The sequence below is a fragment of the Erythrobacter alti genome, assembly GCF_037996805.1.
Taxonomy (GTDB): domain Bacteria; phylum Pseudomonadota; class Alphaproteobacteria; order Sphingomonadales; family Sphingomonadaceae; genus Alteraurantiacibacter; species Alteraurantiacibacter alti.
In genome coordinates, this window is sequence record NZ_JBBNAX010000002.1 from 192,843 (window position 1) to 208,209 (window position 15,367).

Annotated in this window: 17 protein-coding genes; 8 read left to right on the forward strand and 9 right to left on the reverse strand. The window is 62.6% G+C overall.

What is annotated here, in order from left to right:
* Positions 1-12 precede the first annotated feature (12 nt).
* Entirely contained in the window at positions 13-639 is a 627-nt protein-coding gene (locus AAC850_RS04390) for a Pr6Pr family membrane protein (RefSeq protein WP_340587404.1), read from the forward strand.
* Here AAC850_RS04390 and AAC850_RS04395 read toward each other — a convergent pair.
* On the reverse strand, positions 636-1,436 hold the full coding sequence (locus AAC850_RS04395; protein WP_340587405.1) for a LytTR family DNA-binding domain-containing protein: 801 nt from the start codon (positions 1,434-1,436) through the stop codon (positions 636-638). The genes AAC850_RS04390 and AAC850_RS04395 overlap by 4 nt on opposite strands.
* A gap of 157 nt (positions 1,437-1,593) precedes the next feature.
* On the opposite strand from AAC850_RS04395, the gene AAC850_RS04400 reads away from it, so the two are divergent.
* Entirely contained in the window at positions 1,594-2,142 is a 549-nt protein-coding gene (locus tag AAC850_RS04400) for a DUF2306 domain-containing protein (RefSeq protein WP_340587406.1), read from the forward strand.
* A 2-nt stretch (positions 2,143-2,144) separates the two neighbouring features.
* Here AAC850_RS04400 and AAC850_RS04405 read toward each other — a convergent pair whose 3' ends face one another.
* From AAC850_RS04405 to AAC850_RS04415, 3 genes are read right to left on the reverse strand one after another with little or no spacing between them, the layout of a single operon-like run.
* Positions 2,145-2,708: a Smr/MutS family protein gene (locus AAC850_RS04405; RefSeq protein ID WP_340587407.1), complete on the reverse strand. Its 564-nt coding sequence runs from the start codon at positions 2,706-2,708 to the stop codon at positions 2,145-2,147.
* Positions 2,705-3,940 (reverse strand): murein transglycosylase A, encoded by a 1,236-nt coding sequence (gene mltA, locus AAC850_RS04410; protein ID WP_340587408.1) that lies wholly within the window; start codon positions 3,938-3,940, stop codon positions 2,705-2,707. Before mltA ends, AAC850_RS04405 begins: the two co-directional genes overlap by 4 nt.
* The gene (locus tag AAC850_RS04415; protein ID WP_340587409.1) at positions 3,900-4,562 is read right to left on the reverse strand and encodes a Tim44/TimA family putative adaptor protein; all 663 of its coding nucleotides are present in this window, start codon (positions 4,560-4,562) and stop codon (positions 3,900-3,902) included. The genes mltA and AAC850_RS04415 overlap by 41 nt, the downstream gene beginning before the upstream one ends.
* A 262-nt stretch (positions 4,563-4,824) precedes the next feature.
* Here AAC850_RS04415 and secB point away from each other — a divergent pair, with 262 nt between their 5' ends.
* The 5 genes from secB to AAC850_RS04440 all read left to right on the forward strand — a co-directional run bounded on the left by secB (position 4,825) and on the right by AAC850_RS04440 (position 9,458).
* Positions 4,825-5,373 (forward strand): protein-export chaperone SecB, encoded by a 549-nt coding sequence (gene secB, locus AAC850_RS04420; RefSeq protein ID WP_340587410.1) that lies wholly within the window; start codon positions 4,825-4,827, stop codon positions 5,371-5,373.
* Positions 5,374-5,401: 28 nt separating this feature from the next.
* Entirely contained in the window at positions 5,402-6,997 is a 1,596-nt protein-coding gene (gene murJ / locus AAC850_RS04425; RefSeq protein ID WP_340587411.1) for a murein biosynthesis integral membrane protein MurJ, read from the forward strand.
* Complete coding sequence (trpS, locus tag AAC850_RS04430) at positions 6,994-8,013, forward strand: tryptophan--tRNA ligase (protein ID WP_340587412.1); 1,020 nt, start codon at positions 6,994-6,996, stop codon at positions 8,011-8,013. Before murJ ends, trpS begins: the two co-directional genes overlap by 4 nt.
* Positions 8,014-8,210: 197 nt before the next feature.
* Entirely contained in the window at positions 8,211-8,918 is a 708-nt protein-coding gene (locus tag AAC850_RS04435) for a DUF4136 domain-containing protein (protein WP_340587413.1), read from the forward strand.
* Positions 8,919-9,053: 135 nt separating this feature from the next.
* On the forward strand, positions 9,054-9,458 hold the full coding sequence (locus AAC850_RS04440) for a hypothetical protein (protein WP_340587414.1): 405 nt from the start codon (positions 9,054-9,056) through the stop codon (positions 9,456-9,458).
* 19 nt (positions 9,459-9,477) lie between these two features.
* On the opposite strand, the gene AAC850_RS04445 is transcribed toward AAC850_RS04440, so the two are convergent.
* Positions 9,478-10,500 (reverse strand): winged helix-turn-helix domain-containing protein, encoded by a 1,023-nt coding sequence (locus tag AAC850_RS04445; protein WP_340587415.1) that lies wholly within the window; start codon positions 10,498-10,500, stop codon positions 9,478-9,480.
* A 139-nt stretch (positions 10,501-10,639) separates the two neighbouring features.
* Here AAC850_RS04445 and AAC850_RS04450 point away from each other — a divergent pair, with 139 nt between their 5' ends.
* On the forward strand, positions 10,640-10,936 hold the full coding sequence (locus AAC850_RS04450) for a hypothetical protein (protein ID WP_340587416.1): 297 nt from the start codon (positions 10,640-10,642) through the stop codon (positions 10,934-10,936).
* A 9-nt stretch (positions 10,937-10,945) separates the two neighbouring features.
* On the opposite strand, the gene dut is transcribed toward AAC850_RS04450, so the two are convergent.
* The 4 genes from dut to AAC850_RS04470 are packed head-to-tail and all read right to left on the reverse strand — an operon-like array spanning position 10,946 to position 15,352.
* On the reverse strand, positions 10,946-11,416 hold the full coding sequence (dut, locus tag AAC850_RS04455) for a dUTP diphosphatase (RefSeq protein WP_340587417.1): 471 nt from the start codon (positions 11,414-11,416) through the stop codon (positions 10,946-10,948).
* The gene (locus AAC850_RS04460) at positions 11,409-13,121 is read right to left on the reverse strand and encodes a bifunctional phosphopantothenoylcysteine decarboxylase/phosphopantothenate synthase (protein ID WP_340587418.1); all 1,713 of its coding nucleotides are present in this window, start codon (positions 13,119-13,121) and stop codon (positions 11,409-11,411) included. The genes dut and AAC850_RS04460 overlap by 8 nt, the downstream gene beginning before the upstream one ends.
* 60 nt (positions 13,122-13,181) lie before the next feature.
* On the reverse strand, positions 13,182-14,372 hold the full coding sequence (locus tag AAC850_RS04465) for a hypothetical protein (protein WP_340587419.1): 1,191 nt from the start codon (positions 14,370-14,372) through the stop codon (positions 13,182-13,184).
* The gene (locus tag AAC850_RS04470; RefSeq protein ID WP_340587420.1) at positions 14,303-15,352 is read right to left on the reverse strand and encodes a hypothetical protein; all 1,050 of its coding nucleotides are present in this window, start codon (positions 15,350-15,352) and stop codon (positions 14,303-14,305) included. Before AAC850_RS04470 ends, AAC850_RS04465 begins: the two co-directional genes overlap by 70 nt.
* Positions 15,353-15,367 lie beyond the last annotated feature (15 nt).

Here is a 15,367-nt window from a genome sequence, read left to right on the forward strand (position 1 = left end):
AGAGGGAGAAGCATGATCGCAAACCACAATTACGCAGGGCCGGCGCGCCTTCTTGCCGGGCTCATCGTGCTGATCGCAGTAGGCAGCGTGTTGCTCCAGCTTGCGCTGAACCTGCGCAGCGGCGGGTCGGTCATCGAGGGCATCTGGATCCTTGCGCGATACTTTACGATCCTGACAAATTTGCTGGTCGCAGTAGTCTTCGCCACCATTGCAATCGGCCGGGCGGTGTCGCCGCGCATGTTGCTGGCCAGCGTGGCGGCGATTGCCGGAGTTGGCCTGGTCTACCATGCGCTGCTGGCGCATCTCTACGTGCAGGTCGGCCTCGAGATCGTCGCTGACCAAGGTGTCCATACCGCGGTACCGGCCTTGTCCGTGGCGTGGTTCATCGCTTTTGCGCCCACTCAGGCCTTGCGCTGGCGCGACACGCTTTTCGTGATGATCTGGCCCACGCTCTACTGCGTCTATGCGCTGGTGCGCGGGGCGGCTTCAGGCATCTATCCCTACCCCTTCGTCGACGCCACCGTGCTGGAGCCGGGACAAATGGCAATCAACATCGCCGGGCTTACGCTGTTCTTCCTGCTGCTCGGCCTTGCCTTGTTCGCAGCGGTGCGTCTGCGCTTCCGCGCCGCCCGCAGCTAGAACCAGCCCGCGTCCTTCAGTGGCGTGACATTGGCGCGGCTGACCGGTGCTTCCAGTCCGTTTTCGAGAACCAGCCGCACATTGCGACCTTCGCGCTTTACATCGGCCACCGCACCGCGCGCGACCCACCAGCTGCGATGGACCTGTGCGCCCTCCAGATCGCCCACTTCCGCCACTGCATCGCGCATCCGCATCAGCACGAGATCGCTGCCCAGCGCCGTATGCGCGCGGACATAGTGGTCTTCCATTTCGAGCGCGAGCAAATCGCTGCCTAGCTCCGGCGGCAGGCGGTCCAGAAAGCTGGCGCTGGCGGAACCGGAGGGTGCGGTGCCTGTTGCATTTCTGGCCACGGGAGCAGCTTGCAGCTGAACTGCCCGCGATCGGGGCAAGATTGCAAACAGCAAGGTGATGATGCCTCCCACCATCAGGACGTAGAAATAATGCGTCACCGCCCAAGTGAGGTTTGGCAAGACGATTGGACCCGGAATGCGCGGCAGCAGGTAGACAGCGACCGCCATGGGAACAGAAGCAATCATGCATCCGGCGACCTGCAAGCCCCATTCGGGCAGGTCCAGTTGCGGGGCAAGGCGCCGCGCCAACCCGTCAATCGGCGAATACACTGCATATCCGATGTAAGCGAAACCGAGCCACACCACGAGCCGAACGCCTATGGGATCGGCGAAGCTGCCGAAGGGACCGATCAGCGCCAGCACCACGCCAATGCCCGTCATGATCGCCAGGTCGATCAGCAATTGGCGCAGCTTTTCATTGCGCCGTGGTTGGGCAGGATTGCTCATTGAGGGACGAGCTTAGCGCCCGTTGGCGCTTCGTAAAGTGGCAATCACCCGTAAATCCGGCGCTTTCGCGAAGGAGTAGACCCGGCCACGCAAGGCACGTTGCGGGCGGACGGGAGTGCGTCAGACATGGGCTCATCCACCGACAAGGGAGTAACTCATGACCGCCTCAACCGCCAACCCGCTGCAATTCTTCAATCCTTATCACCGCCCAGCGGGTGCGCTCGATCTCGGGCCATTCATTCGCGGTCTGGTGATCGTGGCAGGTACTGCGATGACCGCCATCTGTATGCTGGCGATAACCCGCGCCGCGCTGGGATTATCTGGCGAACTGCCCCACCTGAGACACTTCGTAATCATGTTTCATGTTGCGACTGTACTACCTTGTGTGCCGCTCGGCCTGTACCTCCTGCTGGCGCCAAAGGGGACCGCGATGCACAAACAACTCGGCAAGTTGTGGGTCGCGCTGATGGTCATCACGGCGCTTTCAACTCTTTTCATCCGCGATGGAATGCAACTCACCTGGATCCATATCTTCGTGCCGATAACCTTGCGCGCTGCCTATCTGATCATCGCCAAGGCGCGGCGCGGCGATATCAAGGGTCATCGCAATGAAATCGTCAGTCTTTATCTGGGCGCACTGATGATCCCGGGGATCTGGGCCTTCATCATCGAAGGTCGCCTGATGCACGCGATGTTGCTGGGCTAAGTTCAGCGCTTACGCTTGAGAATAAGATAAAGCGCACCGTCGCCCCCGTGGCGGCGGTGCGCGGTCTTGATCGCGGCGATATCCGACGCATGCTGACCAGCCGCCAGCCAGTCGAGGATCTTGGCGCGGATGGCCCCCCGCTTCGTGCCACGGTCGGCAGCATCGACCGGACGCGACTTGCCTGTCACGACCAGCACCAGCCGCGCGCCCATCGCCTTGGCTTGCGTCAGCCCGGCATCGAGCCGCCGGTAAGCCTGATCAAGCGTGTGGCCATGCAGGTCGAGCGAGAAATCGGGTTCGGTCGAAGCGCGCGACAAGCGGCGCTCCCAGTGCGAATCGAGGCCACCTGTTCTGGATTGCACTGGCGGGGCCGGCGCAGGCGTTCGTACCGGCTTGCGCGCACTTGCAGCAACCGCCTTGCGCGCCGGAGTGACAGGCTCGGCAGCCTTGCCGCCAACGGCGGGAGCAGGAGCCTGCAGTTTTTTCGGGTGGAGCGGTTCCACGGTCTTGGCGAGCTTATCCCATAGCGCGGCCTCTTCGGGCGACAAGCCGCGCGGCGCGCTCATCGTAGCAGGCGAGCGGCAGCAGAGTTGGGCAGCAGGATGACAGCCTGTCCGCGCGCGCTCATCCCGCCGGCAATATCGCGCGCTTCTGCGCCCGCGCCCCAAAATGTGTCGAAGCGGTTGGGGCCACGAATGGCTCCTCCGGTATCCTGCGCAATCCACATTCCGTTGGCTACCGTGCGATCGAGATCGAGCAGGACGGGCGCTCCGTAAGGAACGTATTTGGGATCTACCGCAACCGAGTCTCGCCCGCGCACCGGCACACCGATGGAGCCGATCGGACCTTCGCCGGTCAGTTCACGGAAGAACACCCAACTTTCGTTCATGCGCATAAGTTCTGCACCATCGCCCGGGTTCTCGCGCAGATACTGCATGATGCCCTGCATACTTCCGGGATATTGGCCCGGCCCGTCACCCAGCAATCCACGCTCGCGCATGACTGCGCCGATGCCGGTATAGCCGTGGCCGTTTTGCCCCGCATAGCCGATGCGGATGATCTCTCCCTCGGGCGTGCGGACGCGGCCCGATCCCTGGATTTGCAGGAAGAAGAATTCGATGGCGTCGCCGGCATAGCCCAGCACCGGCGCCGATCCGTCAAGAGCGCCCTGCTCTATCTCGGCGCGGGTGAAGTGCGGCACGCAGCGCCCGTCGGGCAGGCGGCGGCTGAGCGGGGCGCGGCCTTCGCGCTCGCTTTCGGGAATGTCGTCGCGCCAGCATCGTTCCAGATCATTGGGCACGCCATAGATCGGTACATCGCTGGCCGAACGGCGCGTGCGACTGCCCATGATCTCCGGCTCGAAATAGCCGGTCGCAAAAGCCGCCCCGTCGCCAATGCGGACGGGAGTGAAATGGGTAGCGAAGAAGCGGGGAGCGCGCTCCCGCGGCCAGCTTGCCGCCGCGTCGCAAGGCGCGATCCAGTCACTCGTCCGGGTGAGGCCCGATGCGTCCTCCCGGCTGGTAGCCACGTGGCACGATATGCGGAAAGCATCGAATGCGGCAATCGCGTCGTCCTGATCCACGCCAAACAGCGTTTCGGCCGGAAGCAGGCTTGCGCCCAGCATCATTGCAGTCGTGGGAACAGGTCCGGCCGGTTGCGGCGGCGCACTATCGGGTATCAACCCAGCGCACGAGGCCAGCAGTGCCAGCGGAAGAACAGCGGAAAGACGGCGCAATCTGATCACGCCGCTCTCGCTATCAAGCTGCGTCAGTCTCGTCGAGCAGCCAGTTGGGATCATCGCTGCGGATATCGCGGCTGAAGGTCCAGATGTCGCGGCTTTCGATGGCATCGTCGAGCGAACCGGCCACCATATTGCCTTCCGCGTCATAGGTGACGCTGGCGATGTCGGCGACAAAGCGCACCGCAATGCGGGCGATCTTGCCGTCGAGCGTGGCTGAATGAATCTTCGAATCCTCGATACGGATCAGGCGATTGTCGAGTTTGAAGCCCGCGCCTTCGCGTTCATCGATTGCGGCGGCGAAGCTGCGATAGACATCGTCATCGCACAGCTGCTTGAGCTCTTCCTTGTCGCCGCGCCAGAAGGCATCGAGAACAACTTCATATGCGCCTTTCGCGCCTTCGAGGAAGGGCAGGAGCTCGAACTGTCGGTCAGCGGTCGAAATTTCGCGCAGGCCCTGTTCGATTGCAGGGGTAAAGCCTGCCAGCACACGGTCATTGCGCGGGAGCTCTGTCACCTGCGGTTGCTGCGCCTGTTGCTGCGCATCAGTATCCTGCTGCGCCCGCTCCAGCCGGTTTGCAATCGCCTCTTCCTCATGCTCTGCCTTGCGGCCGAGCACCGAATAGAGCCGCATCCCGAGGAACGCGGCGACCATGGCGAGGATGACGATTTGCCAAATCATGCGATAAACTTTCCGATTCAATCCCGCTTTTCGATCTGGCGCGGGTTTTCATGCCAATTGTGTACGAGATAGGTACCAATAGCAAATGAACAACCGCGACTTAAGGGTCCCTGAAGCACGCAGAAAACATTTTACCGTATTCGCTGCGCGCCGTTGCGGCCCAAGCGCAAGGGTGATAGGCGCGCGCAGCGAATTCGCGTTGGCGATGCATCTTTGCGGGGCCTTCGCAAAACCACAGTTTTAGACACGAAAGACAGTTTCCATGGCCGACGAAGGCGACGTTCTGACCGATCTCGACAATCCCAATCCCGGCAACGGCGCGGACAACCAGCCGGTGGCGGGCATTGTCTCGCAATATGTGAAGGACCTGTCGGTCGAAAATCCCAAGGCGCCCGAAAGCTTCCAGTGGCGCGACCAGCAGGAAATGGACGTGCAGTTCAACATCGCCGCGCGCAAGGTCAATGACGACCTGAGCGAAGTGGAGTTGAAGATCACCGCGACCAGCAAGACCTCGCAGGGCACCGCCTATATCGTCGACCTCGCCTATTGCGGCCTCGTCGGCATGCGCAACATGCCCGAAGAACAGCAGCACGCCTTCACCTATGCCGAAGCGCCGCGCATCCTGTTCCCCTTCGCCCGCCGCGTGATCTCGGATGCCGTGCGCGATGCCGGATTTGCTCCGCTGATGCTCGATCCGATCGATTTCAACGGCCTCTACATCCAGCAGCTGCAGCACAAGCGCGCGCAGGAAGCGGCCGCTGGCGGCGCGGCACCTGCTCCGGGCGACGCACCGAGCGGCGGTGAGGGCTGACGCCGGCCATCATGCGGGCTGTTGAGCTATGAGCCTGCTCAAGAATGTCGGAACGATCGGCGGGTTGACCATGGTCAGCCGCGTCGCCGGCATGGTGCGCGAGATGATCTTCAGCCGCGTGCTTGGCGCGAGTGAAGTCACCGATGCCTGGTTCCAGGCGCTGATCATCCCCAACGTGTTCCGCCGCCTGTTCGCCGAAGGTGCGTTCTCGGCGGCCTTCGTGCCGATGTTCTCCAAACGCCTGCACAAGGATGGCGAAGCGGGGGCGGACGGGCTGGAGGAAGCGCGAAGCTTCTCCAATGATGTAATTTCGGTCTTCGTGCCGGCTCTCATCGCGCTGACCGCAATCCTCGAAATCGCCATGCCCGGCGTGATCTGGCTGCTGTCGGACAAGCCGGTGAACCCGACCGAGTTCGATTACTCGGTCGATTTCGCGCGGATCATGTTCCCCTACATCCTGCTGGTCAGCGTGGTCACGTTGCTGACGGGGATGCTCAATTCGGTGAGCCGCTTCGGGCCCGGGGCAAGCTTCCCGATCATCCTGAACTTCGTGCTGATCGGCACGCTGCTTGCTATCGAATACCTCGGGATCGGCGGCGGCGACGTCGTCACCATGGGCTATATCGTAGCCTGGGCGATCCCGGTGGCAGGCGTCATCCAACTGGCATGGCTGGTGTACTGGGCGCATGTCGAGGGCTTCCGCCCGCGCTGGATCTCGCGCCCGCGCCTGACGCCCGAGGTCAAGCGGCTCGGTATCATTGCCCTGCCCGCAGCAATCGGCGGCGGTGCCTACCAGATCAACACGCTGCTGCAGGTCTATTTCCTCAACCAGCTGGAGGGTAGCGCGGTCAGCTGGATGAATTATGCCGACCGGCTGAACCAGTTGCCACTCGGCATCATCGGCATTGCGCTGAGCACCGCGATCCTTCCCACGCTGTCGAAATTCATCGGCGCGAAGGACAATGCGGGCGCGGCGCGCATACAGTCCAACGCGATTGAACTGGGCATGTTGCTGACCCTGCCCGCCGCGGTCGCCCTGTCGGTTTGCGCAGTGCCTTTCATCACGATCATCTTCGGTGGCGGGCGATTTGATGCCAATGATGCTGCCATGACCGGTGGCGTGCTTGCCGTGCTGGTCGCGGGCCTGCCCGCCTATGTGCTGGTCAAGGTACTTGTGCCCAGCTTCTACGCCCGTTCGGACACGCGCACGCCGGTCTATGCAGCCTTTGCCGCGCTGGCGGTTTTCATCGCCTTCAACATCGCCTTCCTGCACCGTTTCGGGGTCGAGGGCGTAGCAGCCGCGAGTGCCGTCGGCGCCTGGCTCAACGCCGCGATCTTGTACATCGTCCTTCAGGCGCGGGGCTATTACCGGGTCGACGCGCCGCTGCTCGGACGGCTTGCCCGCCAGATAATCGCCGCGACAGCGATGGGTGCGGCATTGTTCTACGCCCGCGATTTGCTAACCAGCATCTACGAACTCCACCTGATCATCCAGCTGTTGGCGCTTGGCGCGCTGGTCGCGCTGGCGGTCATTGTCTATTTCGCCGCCGCCTTCCTGCTTGGCGCCGTCAGCCGCGAACGGCTGGCGATATTCATGAAGAAAAGAGAGCCCGAGACCCCATGATCGTCGTTTCCGGAATCCAGCCCACCGGCAAGCCCCACCTTGGCAATTATCTCGGTGCCATCCGCAACTACGTGAAACTGCAGGACGAGGCGCATTCGCAGGGGGGAAAATGCCTCATCTTCCTCGCCGATTTGCACGCTTTGTCGATGCCGCATGTGCCGCAGGAATTGCACGCCGCCACGCTGGAGATGGTCGCCACGCTCGTCGCATGCGGGCTTGATCCGGCCAGGACCGTGCTGTTCAACCAGGCTCAGGTGCCCGCTCATGCCGAACTGCAATGGCTGTTGCAGGGCACGGCGCGCATGGGATGGCTCAACCGCATGACGCAGTGGAAGGACAAGGCCGGAAAGAACCGTGAGGGCCAATCGGCCGCGCTGTTCACCTACCCTGTGCTGCAAGCCGCAGACGTGTTGCTCTACCAGGCAACGCACGTACCGGTTGGAGATGACCAGAAGCAGCACCTCGAACTTGCGCGCGACATTGCGCAGAAGTTCAACAATGATTTCGGCTCGGAAGATGCGCCGGTCTTCACCCTGCCCGAACCCTACATTCCCGAAGCCGCCGCACGGATCATGAGCCTGCGCGACGGCTCGCGGAAGATGAGCAAGTCGGAGCCTTCCGACATGAGCCGGATCAACCTTTCCGATACGCCGGACGAAATGGCGCAGAAGGTCAAGAAGGCCAAGACCGATCCTGAACCCCTGCCCAGCGAAATGGCCGGGCTGGAAGGCCGGGCCGAGGCGCTCAACCTCGTCACGATCTATTCGGCGCTCGACGGCAGTACGCCCGAAGCCGTGCTGGCCGAATTCGGCGGACAGGGTTTCGGCCATTTCAAGCCGGTACTGGCGGAAAAACTGGTCGAGGTGCTCGGCCCGATCCGCGACCGCTTCGTGGAACTGAAAGAAGATCGCGAATCGCTTGATGCGATTCTTGCGCGTGGTGCGATGCAGGCCCGCGAGATCGGTCGCCCCACATTGGATGCGGCCTATCAGGCGCTCGGATTGGTGCGTGGCTGACGAAGGCCGCACCTGTGCCAATTGCTGAAAAATGCAGTGATTTCGAAGTCAGCGCTCTGAAAAACCTCGATTTTTCGTCACTTTCGGTTCAACGGAAGTTCAGCCCGCCCTTGCTATTGCACATCTCATCGTAGAGATTTGTGCGCGCTTGGGTTGAGGGACTGCGTGCCTCCAATATTATTTGAGAGAGACGAACCATGAATGTAACTACCGCGCTCAAGAAGGCGCCGAAGCTGGCGACGCTTACCGCGCTCGCGCTCGGCCTTGCCGCTTGCGCCACCCCGTTCCGCGCCGATGTGTCGCGCTTCGAAAGCCAGCTTCCGGCTCCACAGGGCCAGAGCTTCTATGTCGTGGCCGACGATCCCGCATTGGCAGGTGGGCTGGAGTTTTCGCTCTATGCCGACCATGTTGAAACCGAAATGGCCGAGCTTGGCTATGTCCAGGCCGCTTCGCCCGAAGATGCGACCATGCTGGTTCGTTTCGATTACGGCGTCGACAATGGCCGTGAACGCGTCCGATCGACCGGCTTTGGCTATCGCGATCCCTTCTACAGCCCGTGGCACGGATATTCGCGCCGCGTGGTCTACCGTGATCGCCGTGGCCGCACCCGTGTAGGCTATGTGCCGTCAAGCCGCTGGGGTTACGGCTGGCATGACCCATTCTTCGGACGCGGTGCTGACGTGACCAGCTACACCGTCTACACCAGCGGGATCGACCTGAAGATCGACGATGTCGCCAGCGGGCAGCGCCTGTTCGAGGGCAGCGCGCAGGCCGCCTCGACTTCGAACCGCCTGCAATATCTGGTGCCGAATCTGGTTGAAGCCATGTTCACCGATTTCCCGGGCAATTCCGGCGAAACGGTACGCATTTCGGTCGCACCGGAAGACATGGTGGCCCAGCGCTAACGGCGCTTGCACCACCCATCGAACAATTGACGGGCCTCCTTCACGGGAGGCCCGTTTTTTGTGCACCTCACGCACATTTGACTGTCATTAGCTTTTACGCCCTATTGTCCTCGCCCGGACAGGGAGGGAAGAATTATGCGACTGGCAACAGGACTGGCGTGTCTGGCACTCGGCGCTTGCAGCATGCCCGATGGCGACGCGCTGCTTGACGAGCTTGATCTTACACAAAGCGAGCGCGAGGTAGCCAATGCGGTGGTCGAGGGACTGCGCGGCGAAATGGCCGTCCCGATGCTGCGCAAGCGCGATTACTATTATGCTGCCTGCTACGCGAAGGCGGTCGATATGCCTGCCAGCTATCGCAATGCGCACCTGGCCTATATCTCCAACTACACCGAGGCGGACGAGGATTATTACGGCTTCTTTGCCGGTTACGGGCTGGATGAAGAGCAAGCCTATTCGGTCTTCGAGCGGTACGAGACAGCGAACGGGAAGTGCACGCCTGCCGGCATTCGCGAGCAGCTGGAACAGGCCGACGGCTGACTAGCGCTAAAGCTTGGCGTTACGTCCCGGACTTGTGCATCGCGGCCAGTGCGGCGAGCGCCATGGCGGTGACGAAGACCGACGCTTCGACCGACGCGGTCGTGAACCTTGCCAATGGGCCGAACCCGCTTTCCCCCAAGGCCTGCCCGACCAGATGAATATCCAGCCCGGCATTCCCGAGTGACGCCTGCAAATTCGCCAGACTACCGCCAAGCATTGGGCCGCCTGAAATCTCGATCACACCTCCGGCAGCCGCGCCTATGAGCGCCGAGGCAAGCAGCGGCCAGGCATAGCTGCCGGCGCCTCGCAATACCAACCACACGGCCGCGCCCGCTGCGAGACCCAATATTGCGCCCTCAAAAGCGCCCGTCGCGCCCTGGATGCTGCTGCCGGTAAGAAGCGCAACACCATCACGCCCGAGCACGCTACCCACGGCCCCCACGACGCTTCCGCCCAACAGACCGCCGACCGGCAGCCAACCGTCAGGGCCATGTCGCCAAGCGAGGATGCCCGCCAGCGTCACGCCAATACCGGCCCCGGCCATTGTGCCCAGCGCCCCGACCAATCCTGCAAGCGCGATCGCCCCGCCAATGCTGCCTTGCCCCGCAATCAGCGCATAGAACATTCCGCCCAGAGCGCCTGCAACACAACCGGCAAACGTGCATGTTCCGGCAAGATGAGCTGGCACCACCTTGCCGTGATCCCGGGCTGGCGTGGCGCGAGCTTCCATCGGTGCGATGAAGCGATATCCATGCTTGGGCACGGTGGCGATGAAGCGCGGATGCGCGGCGTCATCCGCCAGCGCCTTGCGAAGGGTGCGGATACATTGCGTCAGTGCCTCGTCGGTCACCGGAATGCCGCGCCAGACCTCTTCCAGAAAGCGGTCCTTGGTTATCAAGTTACCGCTCTCGCGCGCCAGCAACACCAGTGCGTCGAAGTAGCGGCTGCCCAGTTCCACTGGCTTGCCCGCATTGAACAGTTGGCGGTTCGCCAGATCGAGCGTGAAGGCGTCGAAGCACAAGATATCGGGCTGTTTTTCCATAAGCACTTGCAGGGCCGGTTCTATGCCAGCCGCGATGTTTCGTGAAGGATTTCATCCATTGCTCATGAATTGCTCATGGCGCTCACCGGCAAATTTGCCACGCATTCCTGCAGTTCAGCAATGGAAAGAGGAATCCCGCATGACTGATTCTGTACAAAGGCGTGGAGGCCGGTGGAACGGGTGGAGGATCGCCGGATGGGGCTCGGCTGCCGCGCTCCTGCTGCTCCCAGTGCTTGCCGGGCAAGTCACCGACGAGGTCAATTGGACCTTGGGTGATTTCTCGGTATTCGCCATCATGCTCGCAACACTTGGCTTGGCTCTGGAGGCGATCGCACACATCCGCACGAGCCGGATGTCCCGCACGATCTTGATGATCGGCGCGGCAATCGTGTTCCTGCTGGTCTGGGCCGAACTGGCGGTCGGATTAGTCGACTGAAGGTGCCGGTTACAGTTTGCCGTGCCCGCCCGTAGAGCCGAAACCGCCTGCTCCGCGGGCTGTATCATCGAGTTCGGCAACTTCGCTCCATCCAGCAAGCGTCACGGGTGCTAGCACGAGCTGTGCAATACGGTCGCCGCGTGCGATGGGAAAATCCTCGCTGCCGTGATTGATCAGGATGACCTTCAACTCGCCGCGATAATCGGAATCGATGGTTCCCGGAGTGTTGGGAAGCGTGATGCCATGCTTCAATGCGAGACCCGAACGCGGGCGGACCTGGATTTCGTAACCGGCGGGTATCGCAACCGCAAAGCCAGTCGCCACAGCATGACGTCCGCCCGGCGGGATGGTCACAGCTTCGGCTGCCAGCACGTCCATGCCCGCTGCGCCTTCTGTGGCGTAGCTTGGCAGGGCAAGGTCTTCGCCATGCTCCAGCCGCTTGATCTGCACAGGAACCTGCGCGCTCGGCGCATCAGGCATCTTCGGTCAGTCTTTCGGAAATCTGGGTGACGAGCTTCATCGCGACATCCTGTTTGGTCATCGCATCCCAATGCTCAACCTTGCCTTCGCGCACAAGGTGGACCTTGTTGTCATCCCCGCCCATCACATCTCCGCTCACATCATTGGCAACGATCCAGTCGACACCCTTGCTCTTGCGCTTCTTGCGCGCGTTCTCGACCACGTCGTTTGTCTCGGCAGCAAAGCCGATCAACAGGTCGGGGCGATTGGCGCTCGCGGCAACGCTTGCAAGGATATCGGGGTTTTCGGAAAGGATCAGTGCTGGCGGGGCGGAGCCGCGCTTCTTGATCTTGTCTTCCTTGAAATCGCGCGGACGCCAGTCGGCCACGGCAGCGACCATCACCGCGACATCGGCGGGCATGGCCTTGCGCACCGCATCAGCCATTTCCTCGGCACTACCAACGTCGATCCGGTCGACACCCAGCGGGGTGCGCAAATTAACGGGACCCGACACCAGCGTGACCTTCGCTCCGGCTGCGGCAGCGGCAGCGGCGATGGCATAGCCCTGCTTGCCCGAACTGCGATTGGCAAGATAGCGCACCGGATCAATCGGTTCATGCGTCGGTCCTGCAGTGACGAGCACGTGCTTGCCGTAAAGCGGGCGATGCTCGATATCCTGGTCGAAACCCGGTTGTCCCGCGAGCGGGTCGAACGAGTCCAGATCGCTGCCTGCAGGCGCTCCGCCAGCTTCGCCGGGCGAATCCACCGGATTGACAGGAGCGGCCGCCGCTTCGCCTTCGAAAGGTTGCGGGGCGGCCTGCCTTACATTGACTTCGTGATTGATCGCCTCGCGATCGGTCGGCGGTGCGGCGCTCGCCTTGCCCTTCTTGGCGAAGAGATGCTCCGCGCCGGACAGGTCGGGTTCGGGAAGCTCGGGGCCCTCGATGATGCCTTCGGGCAATTCCATGCCTTCGAACTCGTCGTCGTCCTCATCCACCTTGGCTGCGGCAGAGCGCGGGATGATCGACGACAGCAAACCGCCGAGGCCGCCTCCGCCGCTGCCCTCGTCCTCTTCCTCGCCCCATTCCTCCTCGGCATTGCGACGTGCGAGATAGGCAGCGATGTCGCTGCTGGCAGCGCCGGCATCCAGGCCGATCGCATCGGCAATCTCAATCCACACGGCTTCAGGTTCGGGCAGGCGGCCCGGACCGAATTCGCCGCAGGCCATGTCGCCCATGTCGGGTTCCATCACCTTGACGCCCGATGCCCGCAGCGTCTCGACATTGCGGGTGGTGGCTTCATGCTGCCACATTTTCACATTCATTGCCGGAACCGCCATGACCGGCTGGTTGGTGGCGAGCAGCAGCGTGGTCGCAAGATCGTCGGCAATGCCGGCAGCCATCTTGGCGAGCATGTTGGCGGTTGCCGGGCACACGACAACGAGGTCGGCCTCACGCGACAACTGGATATGACCGATCTCGGCCTCGTCCTTCAGGTCCCACAGCGTGGTATGGACCTGGTTTCCGGACAATGCGGCCAGCGACATCGGCGTGACGAACTGCGCCCCGCCCTCGGTCAGGACGCAGGTTACCTCCGCCCCACCTTTCTTGATCAGGCGGACGAGCTCGCAGGACTTATACGCGGCAATACCGCCGCCTACGACAAGCAGGATTCTCGGACTGGTCGCTTTATCCTCCGCTTCTGGTTCAATGCGCTGCTCGAACAAGGTGCTGCACCTGTTATTAGTCCAAGCGTGCGCCTTCGCAAATGATGGTTAAGATAGGCTTTAGGGATTGTGCTGTTGTGCGCCTCTTATCGCAGATGTGAGGTCGGCGAAAGCACGGGGAACAAAGGCAAATCCGGCAAAATAGGCAGGCAGGGCCAATTGCACCCAGTAAAAATTTTCCGGACGGGCAAAAAGGGCGACGCCAAGGAAGAAGCCCGCGAACCACAGGCTGGCGAACAGGCCCAGCCGCCCTCCCGGTGCCAGCCAGCCGAGCAGTGGCAGGATTGCGAGCGGGGCCGCAAGCCATGTCGGGAGCAGCAACAGCGCGGTCAGCTTGGACAAGGCCACCAGCGGCAGGGCAAGGCCCGCCAGCGCGTCCCATCCGGGCGATGCGGGGTCACCGGGCAGGAGCTGGGCGGTGACGCCAAGGTAGTGGAAATAAAGACCGATGCCGAACAGCGCGAGCAGGGCCGCAACGCCCGCCGCTTCCCTATAGCTGCGCTGCATAAGCGCGAGCACCAACCACAGCAGCACAAAGGGCGCGGCCAGTTCGCGCACGGCCAGCGCCAGCCCCGCAGCGATCAGGGCGGGCCACCAGCGGCGTGGATCATATAGCGCGAGCGCGAGTGTAAGCAGCAATCCGGCGAGCACTCCATGGATCAGTCCGCCTTGCGGCGTCATGGCAGCCGCGCCGCCGAACAGCAGCAGGATTCCCGCACCAACGCGCTCGAGCGGGAGACACTGGCCGCGCAATCGCTGCATCATGAACAGAACAGCAAGCAGCAACAGGATGACAACCAAAACCCTCGCACCATCGATACCGATGGCCTTGTGGATCATCGCCAGCGTTGGCAGGCGCACGGTCACAAAGGGGCGGACCGGGTAATTGCTCGCGCGTTGCTCGCTAACGGCTGCAGCGTAATAACCCTCGCCCGCCGTTACCCGTTCGGAAATGCGGCGATAGAGAGCGAGATCGCCATCGCCGCCCTGCCCTTCTGACGCGACTTCCGTTTGCGTTGGCTTGTCCAGAACTGCGGCCTGTTCCACCGGAGCCGTGGCGAAGATGCTCCAGACCATCAGCGCGGCCATGGTCGCCAGCAGCGCCAGGGCCGCTGCGCGCGGCAGATAGCGCAGCGGGCGCTCCAAACTCTCCCACCAGACCACCGGATCGCGCAGCACCATCAATTGCCGCGCGCCGAATGCCACAGGCTCGTCAGGGCGCGCGGCACGAAGGCATAACCTACGAACCACACCGGCATCACCACCAGCGCCCAGTAGAAATTGTTGTCGCGCCCGGCGATCATGAACAGGACACCATAGCCAAGGCACAGCAGGAAACCCGTCAGGCCAAACCAGCTACGCCAGCCCGCCCAGCCCACCAGCGGCAGCATCGCAAGCGGTGCGGCGAGCCAGCCGGGCAGGAATTGCAGCGGGCTGCACAGCACGATGTTCGCCGTCCACCCGCCGATGCCACGCAACGTGAGCCAACCGGGCGAGAGCGGATCATCGGGCGAGGTGTATTGCGCAACTTGCGACAGGTGCAGCGCCAGCAGTCCGCCAAACACGATCGCCGCGCCCAGCCAAGCCACCATTTCACGGCGACTGCCGCGCGCAAAGGCTAGCAGCGCCATCAGCAGCACGAACGGCAAGGCATGTTCGCGCATGGCGAGCGCAAGCACTCCGGCGACAAACGCCCAGAACCAGCGGTGTTGTCGATAAAGGCCCAGCGAAAGCGCGAGGAACATACCCGCCCAGACCTCGTGGAGCGCAAGATATTGCGGCTTGAACCCGCTCGCCATGCCGATCAGCAGCAACAACAGAATGAAGCGCAGTCGCCCCGGCCCGCCCTGCACGTCGCGCAGCCGGTAATGCCAGGCGACCAGCGTGCCGATGACGATCACCGCGGCAAGCGCGATCAGCCCCCATTGCCCGATGGCGGCGGTCAGGAAGGCAAGCGTAGGCAAGCGCACCGCGAGGCCGGGTCGCACGGGGAAATCGCGCGCGCGCTGTTCTTCGACTGCTACCGCGTAATAGTTCTCGCCCGCTGCAACACGCTCGGCAATCCGGTCATAAAGTTGCAGGTCGGTATCGCGCGCGGCGCCTTCCGCTTCGCCTCCGCTCGCGACCGGCGCATCGGTTGCGATAGCCTGCGGCGGCGCATCATATATGGCGGAGCGTTCGGTCAGCGCGGCGCCCACCAGCATAGCAAAAACCAGCGCCAGCGCGAGCATCGCGGCGCCGGGCGC

What these genes read in the sequence shown, in the direction of transcription:
- AAC850_RS04390 (WP_340587404.1), top strand. Translation starts at nt 13, where the DNA reads ATGATCGCAAACCACAATTACGCAGGGCCGGCGCGCCTTCTTGCCGGG.
- AAC850_RS04395 (WP_340587405.1), bottom strand. Translation starts at nt 1,436, where the DNA reads ATGAGCAATCCTGCCCAACCACGGCGCAATGAAAAGCTGCGCCAATTG.
- AAC850_RS04400 (WP_340587406.1), top strand. Translation starts at nt 1,594, where the DNA reads ATGACCGCCTCAACCGCCAACCCGCTGCAATTCTTCAATCCTTATCAC.
- AAC850_RS04405 (WP_340587407.1), bottom strand. Translation starts at nt 2,708, where the DNA reads ATGAGCGCGCCGCGCGGCTTGTCGCCCGAAGAGGCCGCGCTATGGGAT.
- mltA (WP_340587408.1), bottom strand. Translation starts at nt 3,940, where the DNA reads ATGATCCCAACTGGCTGCTCGACGAGACTGACGCAGCTTGATAGCGAG.
- AAC850_RS04415 (WP_340587409.1), bottom strand. Translation starts at nt 4,562, where the DNA reads ATGATTTGGCAAATCGTCATCCTCGCCATGGTCGCCGCGTTCCTCGGG.
- secB (WP_340587410.1), top strand. Translation starts at nt 4,825, where the DNA reads ATGGCCGACGAAGGCGACGTTCTGACCGATCTCGACAATCCCAATCCC.
- murJ (WP_340587411.1), top strand. Translation starts at nt 5,402, where the DNA reads ATGAGCCTGCTCAAGAATGTCGGAACGATCGGCGGGTTGACCATGGTC.
- trpS (WP_340587412.1), top strand. Translation starts at nt 6,994, where the DNA reads ATGATCGTCGTTTCCGGAATCCAGCCCACCGGCAAGCCCCACCTTGGC.
- AAC850_RS04435 (WP_340587413.1), top strand. Translation starts at nt 8,211, where the DNA reads ATGAATGTAACTACCGCGCTCAAGAAGGCGCCGAAGCTGGCGACGCTT.
- AAC850_RS04440 (WP_340587414.1), top strand. Translation starts at nt 9,054, where the DNA reads ATGCGACTGGCAACAGGACTGGCGTGTCTGGCACTCGGCGCTTGCAGC.
- AAC850_RS04445 (WP_340587415.1), bottom strand. Translation starts at nt 10,500, where the DNA reads ATGGAAAAACAGCCCGATATCTTGTGCTTCGACGCCTTCACGCTCGAT.
- AAC850_RS04450 (WP_340587416.1), top strand. Translation starts at nt 10,640, where the DNA reads ATGACTGATTCTGTACAAAGGCGTGGAGGCCGGTGGAACGGGTGGAGG.
- dut (WP_340587417.1), bottom strand. Translation starts at nt 11,416, where the DNA reads ATGCCTGATGCGCCGAGCGCGCAGGTTCCTGTGCAGATCAAGCGGCTG.
- AAC850_RS04470 (WP_340587420.1), bottom strand. Translation starts at nt 15,352, where the DNA reads ATGCTCGCGCTGGCGCTGGTTTTTGCTATGCTGGTGGGCGCCGCGCTG.